We start from the raw sequence: 15264 nt of genomic DNA, 5'->3' as shown, positions 1-15264 counted from the left end.
CGACTAGTTATCCCCCACTCAAAGGTACGTTCCGATATATTACTCACCCGTTCGCCACTCGCCACCAGGGTTGCCCCCGTGCTGCCGTTCGACTTGCATGTGTAAGGCATGCCGCCAGCGTTCAATCTGAGCCAGGATCAAACTCTTCAGTTCAATCTCTGTTTTGTGGCATTGCTGCCTAGCATCTCTGCTATCGCTCACTCAAAATACTGACAGGCCACTTCTTTGCAGAAGCGCCTATTTTCTTCTTCTGTGAACATTTAATGTTTTAAGTTATACGCCATCCATTTACATGAACAGCGCTGCACTTCCATCAAACGCCCACACTTATCGACTGTTAATTGTTAAAGAACCTTCTACTTCGCGCCACCCAAACCCGGGCTCGCGGCACTGTCAAATCGTTTTGTTTGTCAGCAGCAGAGAGATGAGATTATGTGGCGTTTGCACGCCCCTCATCATCACCATCACCCGCCTTGAAAAACCGTTATTTCCGGTCTTGTCTGCAGCGGGGAGGCGAACTATAGCAAGGGCATACTCGGCTTGGCAAGCTTTTTTTGCAAAAACCCATCTATTTTTTTCTGCCCATCAAAAATGAAAAAAATAATGGCTACTGCTTGTCCCTTTTTAGCTAAACAAGCGACAGTTGCGGGCGAATCAGTTCGTCGATCCACTTGCCCTCCCTGCCAGCATTTGCACCAAGGGTAAGCACCAGTTCCGCACTTGCATGCAGACACGCAAGACATTGCCGCCAGGCTTACCAACTCCAACGTATGCCGGCATCCGCCATCACCGTGCGCTGTTGCGCTCCGCCGAGGTTGGTAGTGTAGGTTGCCGTGACAAACGCATTGGTTGACTTGCTGATTGTGGCCACCAGACCAGCGTTTAGCTGGCCCGCTGTCTGATGCGTACCGTTCGAGATCACCGTGGTGCCGTCAAAAGTGGTGGTGTCATGAGAACCGGAACTGTGCAGCAGGTTCAGGCGCAGGTACGGTTGCCAAGTTGCCGTTACTGCTTCAAAACGACTTTGCAACCGTACTCCGAGGCGAGCGAGGAAGGTGTTGCCGTTGTTAAAGCCTACGATCGATACACCATCATTCAAGTCATTGAACGACAGGTTTTGCCAGATCACTTGCGCTTGAGGCTCGATGGTCACACCCGCACCGAGTGGAATTGGCAGGCCGCCCTCGATCGATCCGATGAGCGCGCTGCCGTGGGTGTGCGCGCCAACGCCATCGTGTGAACGCGGATCCGCTGACAGTGAACTCCCCATCAGGACTGCATCCGTGTACCAGCCGCTCGGGCCGACGTGAGTCCAGTAGCCGCCAAGACTATAGGCGTCGATAGCAAGATTGCCGACATCCAGATTCTGCACGGCCATCGCAAAACCGTTGACCTTGCCGGTGGCATGCGCAAAACCGACAAACAGACCGTAATGGTTACGTTGGCCACCAGCGCTGGTGTCGGCATAGAGGTCATGACCGACCTGCATTCCCGTCATCGATCCATCGAACTGGGGCGAGACAGTACCATCCTGACGTTGCTTGGCATGGCTGCCCCAGACACGCCCCCAAGCTGCCGGCAGCTCGCCGTTCTCGGTCAACAGCGATTGCTCCCCTTGCCGGTCATGGAAATTATCGAGTTGCTGGATATTGAGCTGCCGGGCGACGCTGGCAACTTCCGCATAGACAGGTACTTCGGGGCGATACAGCGGGATTGCTCCGGAGCCAGTCGATGGCGTAGCTGGGGGCGTACCTAAGGTCGTGGTTGGAGGCACAACCACGGGCGGTGTTGGAGTTTGCGTCACGGTGTTGCGCAGATACCAGTTTTCAGATGTGCCGCTGGTCACGCCGCCTTTGGCAAGATAGTAAGAATATGCGCCGGCCTTGACCGGTCCCGCTAGTGCAAATGCGCTTGCGGTGGTCGTCGCACCATTCACGCTCTGCACCACTTCAATGCCGTCGGCGACGATGGCCGCGCCGGGGCCACCGACATTCGTGATACGCAAGCTAGACGATCCGCTGGCAGCGCCACCGTTGATCACTAACCGGTCCGACGCCGCACCATCGCCTGCGAGGTAGGTGTTCAGGGCGATGCTGCCATTCTGGCCGACATAGTTGCCGACAACATTGAGCCGGTTGCCAACTCCTTGGCCGCCGATTTGCAGCAGGCCTGCGTTGGTCAACGGTCCGTTGATCGTAAAGCTGCCGTTGCCCGAGCCGGCAAACTGAGGCAAGGCATTGGCCACCGCAATCGTGCCGTTGTTGGTCACGAATCCTGTGACGCCGCCGTAACCGCCGAGCGTGGCGCCTGAGGCGACGGTCGTATTACCGCCGCCGGACAATGCTGCCGTAGCGTGCGAGGCGTCGCCCACCGCAAGTATGCCGGCTGCAACGATCGTTCCCCCGGTATATGGATTGTCCGCATTTAGCACTGTCATGCCGCTGCCCGCCTGCGTAACAGAGCCGGTCCCGGAAATCGTACCCGGGAAAGTCACGTCGTCGGAACGGTTGAAGACCAGCGTACCGTTGTTTGTAACGTCGCCCGCGATGCTGCCTGTTGTACCGCCGCTGCCAAGTTGCAGCGTACCGGCCGAGATGCTGGTTCCTCCGCTATAGCTGCTGTTCCCGGTTAACACCGTGGTGCCGCTGCCGGCCTGGTTGACCGAGCCGGTGCCTGAGATCGCCCCAGGAAAAAGCAGCGTGTCGGAGCGGTTAAAGACAAGAGAACCATTATTGGCGACATCGCCAACGATGCTGCCAGCCGCGCCACCGTTACCCAGCTGCAGCGTACCTGCCGAAATCGTCGTACCGCCGGTATAGGTATTGCTTCCTGCCAGCGTCAAGCTTCCTGTTCCTGCCTTGTTGAAACCGCCAGAACCAGTCATGCCTTGCGTCAGCGCGGATGCAAACCCTTGCGTGTCGATTGTGCCGCCCGGTGCATTTATCGTGACAGCACGCGAATTGGCGAGATTGAAACTCTGCAGAAGCTGAAGCGTCCCGCCGTTGAATGTCAGACCACCGGTATTGGCACCAAGTGCGTTGTCGGCGCCGACAGCAACGGTGCCGCCGGTGAGCGTGGTGCCGCCGGAATACGTATTGCCGCCAGAAGCTGTCGGCGCCAGCACTAACGTGCCGCCCTGGGTCTTTTCGACCGCGCCGGTGCCTGAAATGAAACCGGCATAAGTGCCATTGTCGGGTTGCACAAAACGTACCAGCCCATTATCCACGACGCTAGGCGGCAAGCTTTGCGCCCGCGCTTCAAGCGTGCCTGCCGCGTCGACCAGGACTTGTCCTGTATATGCGCTGTTGTTACCGGTTAGCGCCAACGTGCCTTGTTGCACCTCGGCGATTGTGACTCCAGTGATGGTGCCAGTCAGCGTCCAGGTTCCTGAATCGTTCTTGATGAGCGATGAGAAATTGGTCATATTGCCGGGCAGAGATGAGCTTCCGGTACCGCTCAAGAAGATGGTGTTGTTGCCTCCGCCGCCATCGAAATTACCTGTAATAACCGATCCCGTATAGAGCCGCAACGTGTCGTTGCCGCCGGCAAAAACGAGATTACCGATGACTTGTCCTTTATTGGTAAAGTCGACCGCGCCGCTCCCCGACGCGCCGATCACATTGCCTGGCGCCTGGATGATCCCCGTTTCATTATTGACTATCGTGTTCAGGCCACTCGTATTCTGAAACCAGATGGCGGCAGCATGATCTGCCTTGATCGTGCCATTGTTGGTGATGACATTGCCTGTGCCTTGCAGATTAACGGCTTCCGCACTGCCTTGGGTGCCGGTCGCGAGGACCTGGCCTCCTTGATCGACCGTCAACGTCCCGTTATTGCGGAATTCGACCGTATTGGCGCCGGTGTTGTACAGCCCATTATTGTTGATCCCCTTGGCGCTCACTGTACCGCCGTTCTGGACCGTCACGTTCGCATTGTCGCGCAGGCTGATGGCATTCGCGTCGCCAACCGCGAGCTGGCTCCCCGTCCCGACGGTGACGGTTCGACCATCCTCGGCAGCTACATTGCCGGTCCCTACCGGCGTGGTCCACGGATTGGTCGCGCTGGCATCGCAGCTTGTGATTGGTCCAGATGTGTTGCAGGCTGCGTAGGCTGTTCCGGGCGCCACACTCAGTGCAGGTATTAGCACAAGGGAAGAGGCAGCGGAAAGAACTAGACGATAGTGAATAGGATGACTCATTTTTATTGTCATTTATAGTTTTAACATTTTGTGTTTGTGGCTCACATTGCAAATTAACAATGTAAGATGATATTTAACATTTGAAATTCTAAAAATCCACTGCACATGCCGCTAAGTCTGGTGTTGATTTAACACATTAATTGTCTCAGGATTACATTGCCATATGACAACGCGTGACAATATTTGACATTTACATATTTCAAATAAACAACACATGCTGATATCGTCAAAATAATGTCCGCTGAAAATGACGATCAGCGTCGGTCAGTACCGACGCCGATTCATGAGTGCGATTAGCGCTGCGTGCGAGATTGGCGGCGATGCTCGAAAAACCACCGAGACAAGGTAATCCGACGAAAACTACACAAGGGCCGCGAGGCCGATGTGCATCTGTCAGTGTCGATACGGATGGGGTGTGAAGCTGATGGCGCGGCTGCCCGAAGACCAAAATTGCTAGAAACGGGAATCTTGAATTTAAAAAGCCGGTCTATATTTTTAGCAATCCCGATGCAAGCAGCACCAAGCAGTTGCTGCGCAAGCTATCTGGTTTCACTGTTTGACGAAAAACGAAGGGGGACCTTGAGCAAGAAGGCTACGGCAGCCCGGCAACGGAGAATGTGCTTTTCTGCAGCAACGACCCATCGCATTATCCGGTAATCAAAACTTACATACGATACATAACTGAATCACCTACAGAACGTCTTGGGTGGCAGCATATTTCTCATGTCATCCAATAAAAAGAGATTCGCATGAAAAAGCTCATTAGCATAGTGGCAATCGGACTTGTTCTCAGCACAGCATTATCCGGATGTATCGTCGTACCGGTTGGCGGTGGCGGTTATTATCACCATCACGACTATTACTATGGTCGCTGATACGGCGTTCACTTAAAAGGTGACGAAAATGAAACGTATTTTTTTCGCTGTTGTACTCCTCGCTATTAGTGCCGGCACTTTTGTATCGACGCAGGCCATGGCGCAAATCGGCGTTGACATCACCATTGGCAGACCGCCGCCGCCTCCAAGATATGAGCCCGTTCCGCCGCCGCGATATGGTTACGTGTGGATTCCTGGTTTCTGGGATTGGCGTGACGGTCGGCATGTATGGGCTGAAGGGCATTGGGAACAGCCACGTCCAGGTTATGTATATGCGCGCCCTGAATGGCGCCAAGGCCCCAACGGTTGGATACTGCAATCCGGCGGATGGCGTGAAAACCACCGACGACACGATGAGCATCGTGACCACGACTATCGGGACGGCGACCGGCATGACTATCGTGAGGGCGAGCGGCACGACGATGGAAGATACGAGAATCGTTGAGTCCTGACAGGCGGGAGCTTTTTGGGCGCGTGGCGCGGATCGTCTGTGTGCGCCAGGAAGGACTAACAGACAAAGTATCAAAAAAAGGCGGGTATATCACTACCCCGTCCGGCCCTTATATTCGTGGAATTCGCCCCTCCAAACGAGATTGCGCAAGGTGTCGTCGCAGTACCTGAAGATGTGCACAGATACGATACTTGCACTACCATCTGTTTGATTCAGATCAACGCGACTCTGCCCAGACCTGCCAACATGGCGACATGAAAACAAGAATCCCGCGCCTGCGCCATCGCTCCGTTGCGGCGAAATTCATGCAAATATTTCATCGTGCCAGAAAGAGCTTCGAACGATTGGTGGGATCTGCGGTGATCATCCTCGTCGCCGGGCAGATTCGTGATGCGATTAAATGAAAGAAGCTGCTGCTTCAAGGGAGCAACATGTTCAAGCACATTCTATTGCCGACCGACGGCTCGCTCGCGTCTGAAATCTCGATCCAGCAAGGCGTCCGCCTGGCCAAAGAAATCAACGCCCGGGTGACCGGCGTGTACATCATCCCGGCATACCATGTGATGGTTGACCAGAACGCCATGCTTGGCGACAGCGAAGAGCAGGTCGATATCGAAAGCACCGCTCTTGCCTTGCAGTTCCTGGAAGTGATAGAGCGTGAGGCCAGGCGGGCCGGCGTCCAGTGCGACAGCGTGCATGCCATCAACGATCGTCCCTATGAGGGGATCCTCAAGATGGCCGACGACAAGGGCTGCGACCTGATTGCCATGGCCTCGCACGGCAGGACTGGGGCGCGAGCGCTACTGATGGGCAGTCAAACCCTGAAGGTATTGACGCATAGCAAGGTGCCGGTGCTGGTGTTCCGATGAGCGTACAACTCAGGGTTGCAACAATGGCCAGGCAGAATGGTTTCAGTATGACCGACATGAAAACGGCGGCGCTGGTGCCATCGGGCACATCAGCGACTCGTATTCATCTGGACCGAACAGTAATAGCCGCTCCCGTCTGCAGCGAGCCTGCGCCGGCCGCGTCTGCCGGGCTTGCCGCATCGGCGGCCTTATCTCGCGCCTGACGCACATCCTGCTCCCCGAGCAACAAATCCAGCGTCGCCCGGTCGACGGTTTCCTTTTCCAATAAGGTCTTCGCCAGCAGATCCAACAATGCGCGGTGGGAAAGCAGGGTATCGCGGACACGAACGTGCGCAGCATCAAGCAGCTTGAATACCTCTGCATCGATGGTTTCCGCAGTGCGGTCGCTGTACATTTTTTTCTGCTGCATCGCGAACGGGTTCAGCAGCGGCGCCGCCAGCTCTTCAAACGTGCCCAGCCCCAGCGTCTCGCTCATGCCATATTGCGCAATCATATGGCGCGCCATGTCGGTGGCCTGTTGCAGATCGTTCTGGGCGCCGGTGGAAATGTCGCCGAACACCAGTTCTTCGGCAACCCGTCCGCCCAGAAACACATCCAGGCGGTCCAGCAATTCCGATTTCTTCAGCAGGTAGCGGTCTTCGGTCGGCAATTGCTGTGTATACCCCAGCGCCGCTATGCCGCGCGGGATGATGGAAATCTTGCCGACGCGATCGGCATGGGGACGCAATTCCGCGATCAGCGCATGACCGGCTTCATGATAGGCAACCGTCTCCTTTTCCAGCTGATTCATGACGCGCGTCTTCTTTTCGAGGCCGCCGACGATACGGTCAATCGCCTCCTCGAAATCGCTCATTTCGACATTGTCCTTATCACGCCGCGCCGCCAGCAAAGCGGCTTCGTTGACCAGGTTGGCCAGGTCCGCTCCGGCAAAACCGGCGGTGCGCGCAGCGATGGTCGCCAGCTTCACCTGCGGCGCCAGAATGACCTGCTTGGCATGGACCGCAAGGATTTTTTCGCGGCCCGACAGATCCGGCAGGCCCAACGCGATATGCCGGTCAAATCGGCCCGGACGCAGCAACGCCGGATCAAGGATCTCCGGGCGATTGGTGGCTGCCAGGATGATGACTCCCTTGTTGGTGTCGAAGCCGTCCATCTCCACCAGCAATTGGTTTAAAGTCTGTTCCTGCTCGCTGTGGCTGCCGGAAATGGCGCCAATGCCGCGCGCCTTGCCGAGCGCATCGAGCTCGTCGATGAAAATGATGCACGGCGCTTTCTGCTCCGCCTGGCTGAACAGGTCACGCACACGGGCGGCGCCGACGCCGACAAACATCTCGACAAATTCCGAGCCGCTGATCGAAAAGAACGGCACCCCGGCTTCGCCGGCAACCGCCTTGGCCAGCAGCGTCTTGCCGGTGCCCGGGGCGCCGACGATCAATACTCCCTTGGGAATCTTGCCGCCGAGCCGTCGGTAGCGCTGCGGCATCCTCAGGAAGTCGACGATCTCCATCAATTCCTCTTTCGCTTCATCGATGCCGGCGACGTCGTTGAAAGTGACGCCTGGCTGGCTCTCCTGGTAGACACGCGCCCTGCTTTTGCCGACGTCAAACGCCCAGCCGGAGGATATCCCTGCGGTTTTCTTCCCCAGGTAATTCCATGCCGCCAGCAACAGGGCCACCGGCAAGATCCAGGACAACAGAGTGGGCAGCCATGTGTTTTGCGCTTCGCCGCTAAAATGCACGCCAGCGCTCTGCAGATCCTGCACCAGCCCCGGATCGTTAACCCTGACGGTAACGAATGCCTGCCGCGGCTGGCCCTTGCGCTTGATGTCATCAGCTTCCTGGCGCGGCAAGACCGCTTCAATCCCGTCGGTCAGCAGGGTGCCCCTGATCGCATCGTCGCTGATCGTCAACTGTTCCACCTTGCCGGCTTTCAACGCAATCTTGAAATCGCTGTAAGCCAGCGGCTGGTTGCCGCGCATGTCACTGATCGCTTGCACCGCAATGAAAACGAACGGTATCAGTAGCCAATACCATATTGGCATGCCAGACCATTTCGATGGGTTCTGATCGGTATTCATTTGATGTTACGCAGCAAGGTTGCAAGCAATCTGGCGATGCTTACCTGTGCTGGCGCCCAGCTGAAAACCCTATATTGGCTGATTCGGCAGGCAAAAAAAGCCGCTGAATCGGGGTTTATTGATATGGAACAAATTCCGCGCAAATATCGCCTCCTGCAGCGACTTTGATTCTTGACGCCGGGCCTGCCAGGGAATACGTTGAGAACAGAATGAGAAACCGTCGATTCAGGAACTGAATTTCCGCCAACGAAAAAACAGGAGCATCGATATGTCTTACAGAACCATTGCAGTGCACGTGGATGAATCCCGGAATGTCGACAAGCGCATCGAAACCGCCGCGCAGATCGCCGTGGCGGAGAATGCCCACCTGATCGGCATCGCCATTACAGGAGTATCGCAATTCCTGCAGGAGACTGTGACGGTGAACCGCAACGATCCCGCTATGGCGCCGTTACTGGATACCCTGCGCAGGCGCGCCGGTACCGCGCTGGAGAAATTCGACAAGATTGCGCGCCAGGTCGGCGTCTTGTCATTTGAAAATCGACTGGTGGATGACGATGTGGGCGCAGGCCTCGGCTTGCAAGGGGCATATAGCGACCTGCTGGTGCTGGGCCAAAGCGATCCCAGCGACCCGGCGACCGTCAATGCCGACATTGCGCCATACGTAGTCATCAATTCCGGTTGCCCGGTGCTGCTTGTGCCGTACGCAGGCGCCCGCGCGCAGCCTGTGCGGCGGGTACTGATTGCCTGGAACGGCAGCATGGAAGCCAGGCGTGCCGTACACGACGCGATTCCCCTGCTGCGACAGGCGGAGATAGTCGAAGTGGCGGTATTCAATCCGTCTGCGGACCCGGACGCCCACGGTCAATTGCCTGGCGCCGACATTTCCTTGTACCTGGCACGGCATGACATCAAAGTCGAAGTCAAGCAGGAAGCAATCAGATCCGATGTCGGCGACGCCCTGTTGTCGCTGGCCAAAAATTTGAACTCCGACTTGCTGGTGATGGGTTGCTACGGGCACTCGCGTTTCCGCGAAACGCTGCTCGGCGGAGCGACCCGTACCGTTTTGAAATCGATGACGATTCCGGTGCTGATGTCGCACTAAAATAGCCGGGAAGCGGACATGGTTGTCACGCCAAGCAGAGCCGGCGCGCCAACCATGCTCGCGATGGTGCTGGAACAGGCGCGCCGGCCGCTGGCGGCGCAGCGCGTCCCCATGCCATCTGCCGCCACCCATCAGGTGCTGATCAAGGTTCTTGCGTGCGGGGTTTGCCGCACCGACCTGCATATCGTTGACGGCGAGCTGGCGCCGCATAAATTGCCGCTCATCCCCGGTCACGAAGTAGTCGGCATCGTCGTCGCTCTGGGGAGCCAGGCGCAAGGCTTCCGGGTTGGCGACCGGATCGGCGTGCCGTGGCTCGGCCACAGCTGCGGCGGCTGTTCGTTTTGCCGCGTGCAACGGGAAAATCTGTGCGATGCCGCGCTCTTCACCGGCTATGACCAGGATGGCGGCTATGCCGAATACATGGTGGCCGATGCCCGCTACGGCTTCCACTTGCCGGACCGCTATGACGATGCGCATGCAGCGCCCTTGCTATGCGCAGGCCTGATTGGATACCGCGCCTACAAGATGGCCGGCGACGCCAATCGCATTGGCTTATATGGTTTTGGCGCCGCCGCCCATATCATTGCCCAGCTGGCGCGTCATCAAGGGAAGGAAATTTTTGCGTTTACCCGGCCAGGGGATGTCCGCTCGCAGCAGTTTGCCCGTTCACTGGGGGCGGCCTGGGCCGGCGCTGCCGATGCCGCAGCGCCGGCGGCGCTCGATGCTGCGATTATTTTCGCCCCGGCCGGCGCCTTGGTGCCGCAGGCGCTTTCCGCCACAAGGAAAGGCGCCACCGTGGTCTGCGCGGGCATTCACATGAGCGATATTCCGCAATTTCCCTATTCGCTGCTATGGGGGGAACGAAGCGTGCGCTCGGTTGCCAACCTGACGCGCGCCGATGGCGAAGAGTTTTTTCGGCTGGCGCAACAGTTCGATGTGCAGACCACGCCGGTTCCGTTTGCCATGCAGGATGCCAACCAGGCACTTTCCGCATTGCGCGACGGCAGCTTCGACGGCGCCGCAGTGCTGCTGAATTCCGACTAAGCTGTCCAGCAAACCTTCCAGACCAGGCTTGTTTTTCCTGGATGAAGCGGTGCGCCTTGATCTGGATCAACCGATCCATGAACCGAATCCTTACACTACAGACAGATCACAGCCGCATACCGGTATCGCTGCTTCGACAGGCGGCATGAATGCCGCACGTTTGCAGCGGCCGATTCACAACAGATACGCCAGAGAATTGCATAAAAAAGTGGATACCCAGCGCCATGCCAGTCAAAAAGAAGCCATCGTTGCCACCGGCCTGACCAAATGGTTTGGCGAAGGCGACGCCAGGATGACTGCTGTCAATAATGTGGACTTTGTCGCCTATTTCGGTGAAATCCTGTTCGTGGTCGGCCCGTCGGGCAGCGGCAAGACCACATTGCTGAGCATTATTTCAGGCATCCTGCGCCCCAATGCCGGCAAAGTGACGGTCGATGGCGCCGATATCTGGGAATTTAATAACGACCGCCTGGCAGATTTCCGCCTCACCAAGGTCGGCTTCGTATTCCAGGACTACCATCTGTTTCCGCGATTGACAACGGCGGAAAATATCGCCATCCCGCTGATCCTGAGGCAGCGCAACTGGAATGAATCGATTGCCGAAGCGAAGAAGTACGTCGACATTGTCGGCCTGACGGGACGCAGCGAGATACTTCCGGTCAAGCTGTCGGGCGGGGAGCAACAGCGCGTGGCGATCGCGCGGGCAATCATCGGTTCTCCCGAAATACTGATCCTGGATGAGCCTACCGCTTCGCTGGACGGCGACACCGGTAGGATGATCATTGCCTTCATCAAGGAAAAAATACTCAATCAGAACCGTTGCATCGTCATCGTCACACACGATGCACGCATCAACGAATACGCAGACCGCATCATCCACATGGAAGACGGTCGCATCACCGGCCTGGACAAGGGAACGGAATGAGAAACAAGATCATCTTTGGATTGGCGCTAGGCGGCATCATCATCGGCCTGTTAAGCGCTTATATCCTGGGCATTCAGCATCCGGCTCAGACGCCGCTGTTCAAACCGGTCAGCAGCCCTTACGAGAGCGCCATCTATTCCAATGGCATCATCGAGAGCAGCCAGATTGCCGGCCAGAACATCAATATCTTCCCTGAGGTTGCCGGGGCGGTCAGCCAGGTGCTGGTGCACGAGGGACAACAGGTCTCTGCCGGCACCCCGCTGCTGGCCATCGACGCTACCGTACAGAAGGCCAGCACCGAGCAGCTGCGCCTGCAGTCTGAAGCGGCGTTGAGCCTGCTGCAAGAACTGAAGGCTCAGCCGCGCAGGGAAACGCTGGCGATTACCAAAGCCCAAGTGGACCAGGCCCAGGCTAACCTGAAAGCCGCGCGCGACCAATATGACAAACGCCGCGCCGCCTTTGAGATGGACCCGAAATCGGTCAGCAAGGATGTCGTCGATACAGCCATGGATGCAGTCGGTCAGGCGGCAACCAGCCTTGAGGTAGCGAACCGGCAATACGCGTTGACCAAGGCTGGCAGCTGGAGTTATGACGTCGCCAACCAGCAGAAACAGTATGAGGCGGCAAACCAGGCCTACCTGGCGGCAAGTGCCTTGTTGCAAAAATATGTGATCAAGGCGCAAGCCGATGGCGTCGTTCTTACCGTCAATGCCGCGCCAGGCAGTTACGTATCGGCGCTAGGCAGCTATGACAGCTATACCCAGGGCAATAATCCGCTGCTCATCATGGGGACGCCGCAAGACTATCTTGCGGTGCGTTGCTATATCGACGAAATCCTGGTTGCGCGCTTGCCGGCCGCCGCGCATATACGGGCGCAGATGTCGATCCGCGGCACCGATCTCAAGGTGCCGCTGGAATTCGTACGTGTCCAGCCGTATGTATCACCCAAGATCGAACTGTCCAATCAGCGCCAGGAAAAAGTCGACCTGCGTGTCTTGCCCGTCATTTTCCGCTTTCCGAAAAAAGGCCTCGACATGGTCTATCCGGGACAGCAAGTGGACGTCTATATTGGACAGAAATGATGTGTATCAATGCACACTTATACAGCCAGCTGCGCACATGCGCCGCTCTGCTGGCCGCACTGGCGCTGGCAGCCTGCACGGTAGGGCCGGATTTTGTCCGCCCTGCTCCGCCTGAGGTCGATCGCTATACCCGTGAACCGATGCCGGCCGCCATGGCGGCCGACGGCAATGTGCAGCACGTCATTCCTGGCGCCGCAGTCCCCGCCGACTGGTGGCGCATGTTCAACTCGGCGCAACTCGATACCATGGTCAGCCAGGCTATCGCCAACAATCCGACCCTGGAAGCATCCCAGGCGACCTTGCGCCAGAGTCAGGACAACCTGCGGGCCGGCTATGGCGTGTTCTTCCCGCAGATCAGCGCCGGCTTGGACGCCGTCCGTGAACGCAACGCACCGGTGACGAATGGCTTGCAGTCATCGGGGTCGATCTTCAATGTGGTCACCTTAAGCGGCAGCATCAGCTATGCACTGGACGTGTTTGGCGGCCAGCGCCGCACGGTCGAAGGCCTGCGGGCGCAAGCAGACAATCAGCGCTATGCCGGCCAGGCGGCTTACCTGACCTTGTCTGCCAATGTCGTCAATACCACCATCGCCCGCGCCGGCTATGCGGCGCAGGTGCGCGCCACGGAGCAGCTCATCGAGATGGAGAACCAGCAACTGGACGCCACCAAGGCTCAGTTTCGCGCTGGCACTTCTGCCTATTCGAGCGTATTGGGCCTGCAAAGCCTGATTGCGGCCAATCGCGCCGCCCTCGCGCCCTTGAGGCAAAGGATGGACCAGGCTGAGCATTTGCTGGCGATCCTGCAAGGCCGCATGCCATCCCAGGCCAGTTTGCCCGACGTCGATCTGAACCAGCTCGCATTGCCGGCGGACTTGCCGCTAAGCCTGCCATCCGACCTGGTACGGCAACGGCCTGACATCCTATCGGCGGAGGCGCAGCTGCACGTGGCCAGCGCCAATATCGGTGTCGCCACCGCAGCCATGTTTCCCAGTTTCAGCTTGAACGGCAGCTACGGGGTAGCGGGCAGCAGTTTCGGCAATTTGTCGGCGGCAAGCGGCAAGTTCTGGAGTATCGGCCCGGCGCTGTCGATCCCGCTGTTTCGAGGCGGCAGCCTGTGGTTCGGCCGCAAGGCTGCCATCGACGCTTACCAGGCCTCGCTGGCCACTTACCGGCAGGTTGTGCTTTCCGCATTTGCACAGGTTGCAGATTCCCTCAAAGCGTTGCAGCACGACGCCGAGGCGTTGGAGGCCCAGGCTGAGTCGCAACGTGCCGCCGGCGAAGCATTGCATCTATTACAGGTTAGCTATCGCGCCGGGCTGGCCGCTTATCTGGACGTGCTGGCAGCGGACGTCCAGTATCAGCAAGCAACCATCAGCTATCTGCAGGCAGTCGCCCTGCGCCAGCAAGACACCGTGGCATTGTTCGTCGCCCTCGGCGGCGGTTGGCGCAACGCGCCGGATAGCAGCCAAGAAGGGAAGGCATTATGAAGCACAGCGGAATCCTGCGCATCGGTTTCAAGTTGCTGGTCAACGACAAGGCCAAATTCTCCGCATTGCTGATCGGGATTACCTTCGCCGTGTTTCTGATGGTGCAGATGACCGCGATCTTTTCCGGCATTCTGAACCGCGCCTATTCGACCGTCACCAATATCGGTGCCGACATCTGGATCATGGATCCGGCTGTCAATACGCCGACCGGTTCCATTCCCATGCCGGATTATCTGCTGGATGCGGTGCGCAGCATTGATGGCGTGAGCTATGCCGTACCGCTGTTTATCGGCGGCGCACAGCTTAAGCTCAGCAACGGCACCAATCAATCCGTCTCTATCGTCGGCCTGGATGACACGAGCCTGTTTGGCCGGCCGGCGCTTGAAAAAGGCAATATCCTGGATATCTATGCGGATAACTCCTTCATAGTTGTCGATGACGTTGAGTTCCCCAAGCTGGAAAATCCGCAGATCGGTACGTCGTTTGAACTGAATGACCATCGTGGCGTGATCGTTGGGATTGCCAAAGTCAACGCCAACGGCCTGAACGGCGTGCCGACACTGTACACAACGTATCGCCGCGCCATCCAGTACATCCCTTCCACCCGCTTCACCATCTCCTACGTGCTGGCGCAGGCAAAGAATGACGCAGCGATCCCCGGCATCAAGCGGCAGGTGGCCAAGCTAGGCTATCGCGCCATGACCAAGAGCGAGTTCAACACGCACATCACCGACTATTACACCTATCAGACCGGCATCGGCACCAATATCCTGCTGATGACCGCGATCAGCTTCATCGTCGGATTGTCGATCTCTGGCCAGACGTTTTATACCTTCGTGCTGGAAAATGTCGACAAATTCGGCGCATTGAAGGCGATCGGGGCAAAAGGACGCGAGCTGATCTACATGATACTGTTCATGGCCACGTTTACTTCATTGACGGGTTACGGCTTAGGCATCGGCTTGGTGACGCTGGTGATTTCGATCGCGCGCACCAGGATTCCGAACTATGCAGCGATGATCACTTTCTGGAATCTGGAACTGGCGTTCGGGATGGTGCTGCTGATCGCCGGCATCTCCAGCTATTTCGGCGTGCGCAAAGTTCTGAGGATCGAGCCTTTTGATATTTTCAGGGGTTAATTCGGAGCAACA

13 protein-coding genes and 1 rRNA gene are annotated in these 15264 nt (G+C 57.5%); 10 read left to right on the top strand and 4 right to left on the bottom strand.

What is annotated here, in order from left to right; all coding sequences use genetic code 11:
- Both BLV81_RS18080 and BLV81_RS18075 read right to left on the bottom strand, forming a co-directional pair.
- Nucleotides 1-153: ribosomal RNA gene (locus tag BLV81_RS18080) — 16S ribosomal RNA — on the bottom strand; the annotation flags it as partial.
- A 601-nt stretch (nt 154-754) separates the two neighbouring features.
- Nucleotides 755-4198 (bottom strand): autotransporter outer membrane beta-barrel domain-containing protein, encoded by a 3444-nt coding sequence (locus BLV81_RS18075; RefSeq protein ID WP_369823898.1) that lies wholly within the window; start codon nt 4196-4198, stop codon nt 755-757.
- Nucleotides 4199-4947: 749 nt separating this feature from the next.
- Between BLV81_RS18075 and BLV81_RS24270 the strand changes: the two genes are divergently transcribed.
- Both BLV81_RS24270 and BLV81_RS24445 read left to right on the top strand, forming a co-directional pair.
- Nucleotides 4948-5073 (top strand): hypothetical protein, encoded by a 126-nt coding sequence (locus BLV81_RS24270; RefSeq protein ID WP_092358809.1) that lies wholly within the window; start codon nt 4948-4950, stop codon nt 5071-5073.
- Between the two features lie 28 nt (nt 5074-5101).
- Complete coding sequence (locus BLV81_RS24445) at nt 5102-5518, top strand: YXWGXW repeat-containing protein (RefSeq protein ID WP_092358807.1); 417 nt, start codon at nt 5102-5104, stop codon at nt 5516-5518.
- A 218-nt stretch (nt 5519-5736) separates the two neighbouring features.
- Here the strand turns inward: BLV81_RS24445 and BLV81_RS18060 are convergent, their stop codons facing one another.
- A complete protein-coding gene (locus BLV81_RS18060) occupies nt 5737-5967 on the bottom strand; it encodes a hypothetical protein (protein ID WP_176992885.1) in 231 nt (76 codons plus the stop codon).
- On the opposite strand from BLV81_RS18060, the gene BLV81_RS18055 reads away from it, so the two are divergent.
- The gene (locus BLV81_RS18055) at nt 5956-6393 is read left to right on the top strand and encodes a universal stress protein (RefSeq protein ID WP_092358803.1); all 438 of its coding nucleotides are present in this window, start codon (nt 5956-5958) and stop codon (nt 6391-6393) included. The genes BLV81_RS18060 and BLV81_RS18055 overlap by 12 nt on opposite strands.
- Nucleotides 6394-6496: 103 nt before the next feature.
- Here BLV81_RS18055 and ftsH read toward each other — a convergent pair whose 3' ends face one another.
- Complete coding sequence (ftsH, locus tag BLV81_RS18050; protein WP_092358801.1) at nt 6497-8470, bottom strand: ATP-dependent zinc metalloprotease FtsH; 1974 nt, start codon at nt 8468-8470, stop codon at nt 6497-6499.
- Between the two features lie 3 nt (nt 8471-8473).
- On the opposite strand from ftsH, the gene BLV81_RS23965 reads away from it, so the two are divergent.
- From BLV81_RS23965 to BLV81_RS18020, 7 genes are all read left to right on the top strand, one after another.
- Nucleotides 8474-8638, top strand: coding sequence for a hypothetical protein (locus BLV81_RS23965; protein ID WP_176992884.1), 165 nt, complete (start codon nt 8474-8476; stop codon nt 8636-8638).
- Between the two features lie 100 nt (nt 8639-8738).
- Nucleotides 8739-9575: a universal stress protein gene (locus BLV81_RS18045; protein ID WP_092358799.1), complete on the top strand. Its 837-nt coding sequence runs from the start codon at nt 8739-8741 to the stop codon at nt 9573-9575.
- A 54-nt stretch (nt 9576-9629) separates the two neighbouring features.
- The gene (locus BLV81_RS18040) at nt 9630-10619 is read left to right on the top strand and encodes a zinc-dependent alcohol dehydrogenase family protein (protein ID WP_092358835.1); all 990 of its coding nucleotides are present in this window, start codon (nt 9630-9632) and stop codon (nt 10617-10619) included.
- A 208-nt stretch (nt 10620-10827) separates the two neighbouring features.
- On the top strand, nt 10828-11544 hold the full coding sequence (locus BLV81_RS18035; RefSeq protein WP_255365336.1) for an ABC transporter ATP-binding protein: 717 nt from the start codon (nt 10828-10830) through the stop codon (nt 11542-11544).
- A complete protein-coding gene (locus tag BLV81_RS18030) occupies nt 11541-12626 on the top strand; it encodes an HlyD family secretion protein (protein WP_092358797.1) in 1086 nt (361 codons plus the stop codon). Before BLV81_RS18035 ends, BLV81_RS18030 begins: the two co-directional genes overlap by 4 nt.
- A complete protein-coding gene (locus tag BLV81_RS18025; protein ID WP_092358795.1) occupies nt 12626-14113 on the top strand; it encodes an efflux transporter outer membrane subunit in 1488 nt (495 codons plus the stop codon). The genes BLV81_RS18030 and BLV81_RS18025 overlap by 1 nt, the downstream gene beginning before the upstream one ends.
- Nucleotides 14110-15252: an ABC transporter permease gene (locus tag BLV81_RS18020; protein WP_092358793.1), complete on the top strand. Its 1143-nt coding sequence runs from the start codon at nt 14110-14112 to the stop codon at nt 15250-15252. The genes BLV81_RS18025 and BLV81_RS18020 overlap by 4 nt, the downstream gene beginning before the upstream one ends.
- Nucleotides 15253-15264 lie beyond the last annotated feature (12 nt).

It is taken from the genome of Collimonas sp. OK242 (genome assembly GCF_900107095.1).
Classification (GTDB): Bacteria; Pseudomonadota; Gammaproteobacteria; order Burkholderiales; family Burkholderiaceae_D; genus Collimonas.
This window is presented reverse-complemented; position numbering and strand designations above follow the sequence as displayed.

Excerpts from the sequence above, each read along its gene's own strand:
- BLV81_RS18075 (WP_369823898.1), bottom strand. The coding sequence starts at position 4,198 with ATGAGTCATCCTATTCACTATCGTCTAGTTCTTTCCGCTGCCTCTTCC.
- BLV81_RS24270 (WP_092358809.1), top strand. The coding sequence starts at position 4,948 with ATGAAAAAGCTCATTAGCATAGTGGCAATCGGACTTGTTCTCAGCACA.
- BLV81_RS24445 (WP_092358807.1), top strand. The coding sequence starts at position 5,102 with ATGAAACGTATTTTTTTCGCTGTTGTACTCCTCGCTATTAGTGCCGGC.
- BLV81_RS18055 (WP_092358803.1), top strand. The coding sequence starts at position 5,956 with ATGTTCAAGCACATTCTATTGCCGACCGACGGCTCGCTCGCGTCTGAA.
- ftsH (WP_092358801.1), bottom strand. The coding sequence starts at position 8,470 with ATGAATACCGATCAGAACCCATCGAAATGGTCTGGCATGCCAATATGG.
- BLV81_RS23965 (WP_176992884.1), top strand. The coding sequence starts at position 8,474 with ATGTTACGCAGCAAGGTTGCAAGCAATCTGGCGATGCTTACCTGTGCT.
- BLV81_RS18045 (WP_092358799.1), top strand. The coding sequence starts at position 8,739 with ATGTCTTACAGAACCATTGCAGTGCACGTGGATGAATCCCGGAATGTC.
- BLV81_RS18040 (WP_092358835.1), top strand. The coding sequence starts at position 9,630 with ATGCTCGCGATGGTGCTGGAACAGGCGCGCCGGCCGCTGGCGGCGCAG.
- BLV81_RS18030 (WP_092358797.1), top strand. The coding sequence starts at position 11,541 with ATGAGAAACAAGATCATCTTTGGATTGGCGCTAGGCGGCATCATCATC.
- BLV81_RS18025 (WP_092358795.1), top strand. The coding sequence starts at position 12,626 with ATGTGTATCAATGCACACTTATACAGCCAGCTGCGCACATGCGCCGCT.
- BLV81_RS18020 (WP_092358793.1), top strand. The coding sequence starts at position 14,110 with ATGAAGCACAGCGGAATCCTGCGCATCGGTTTCAAGTTGCTGGTCAAC.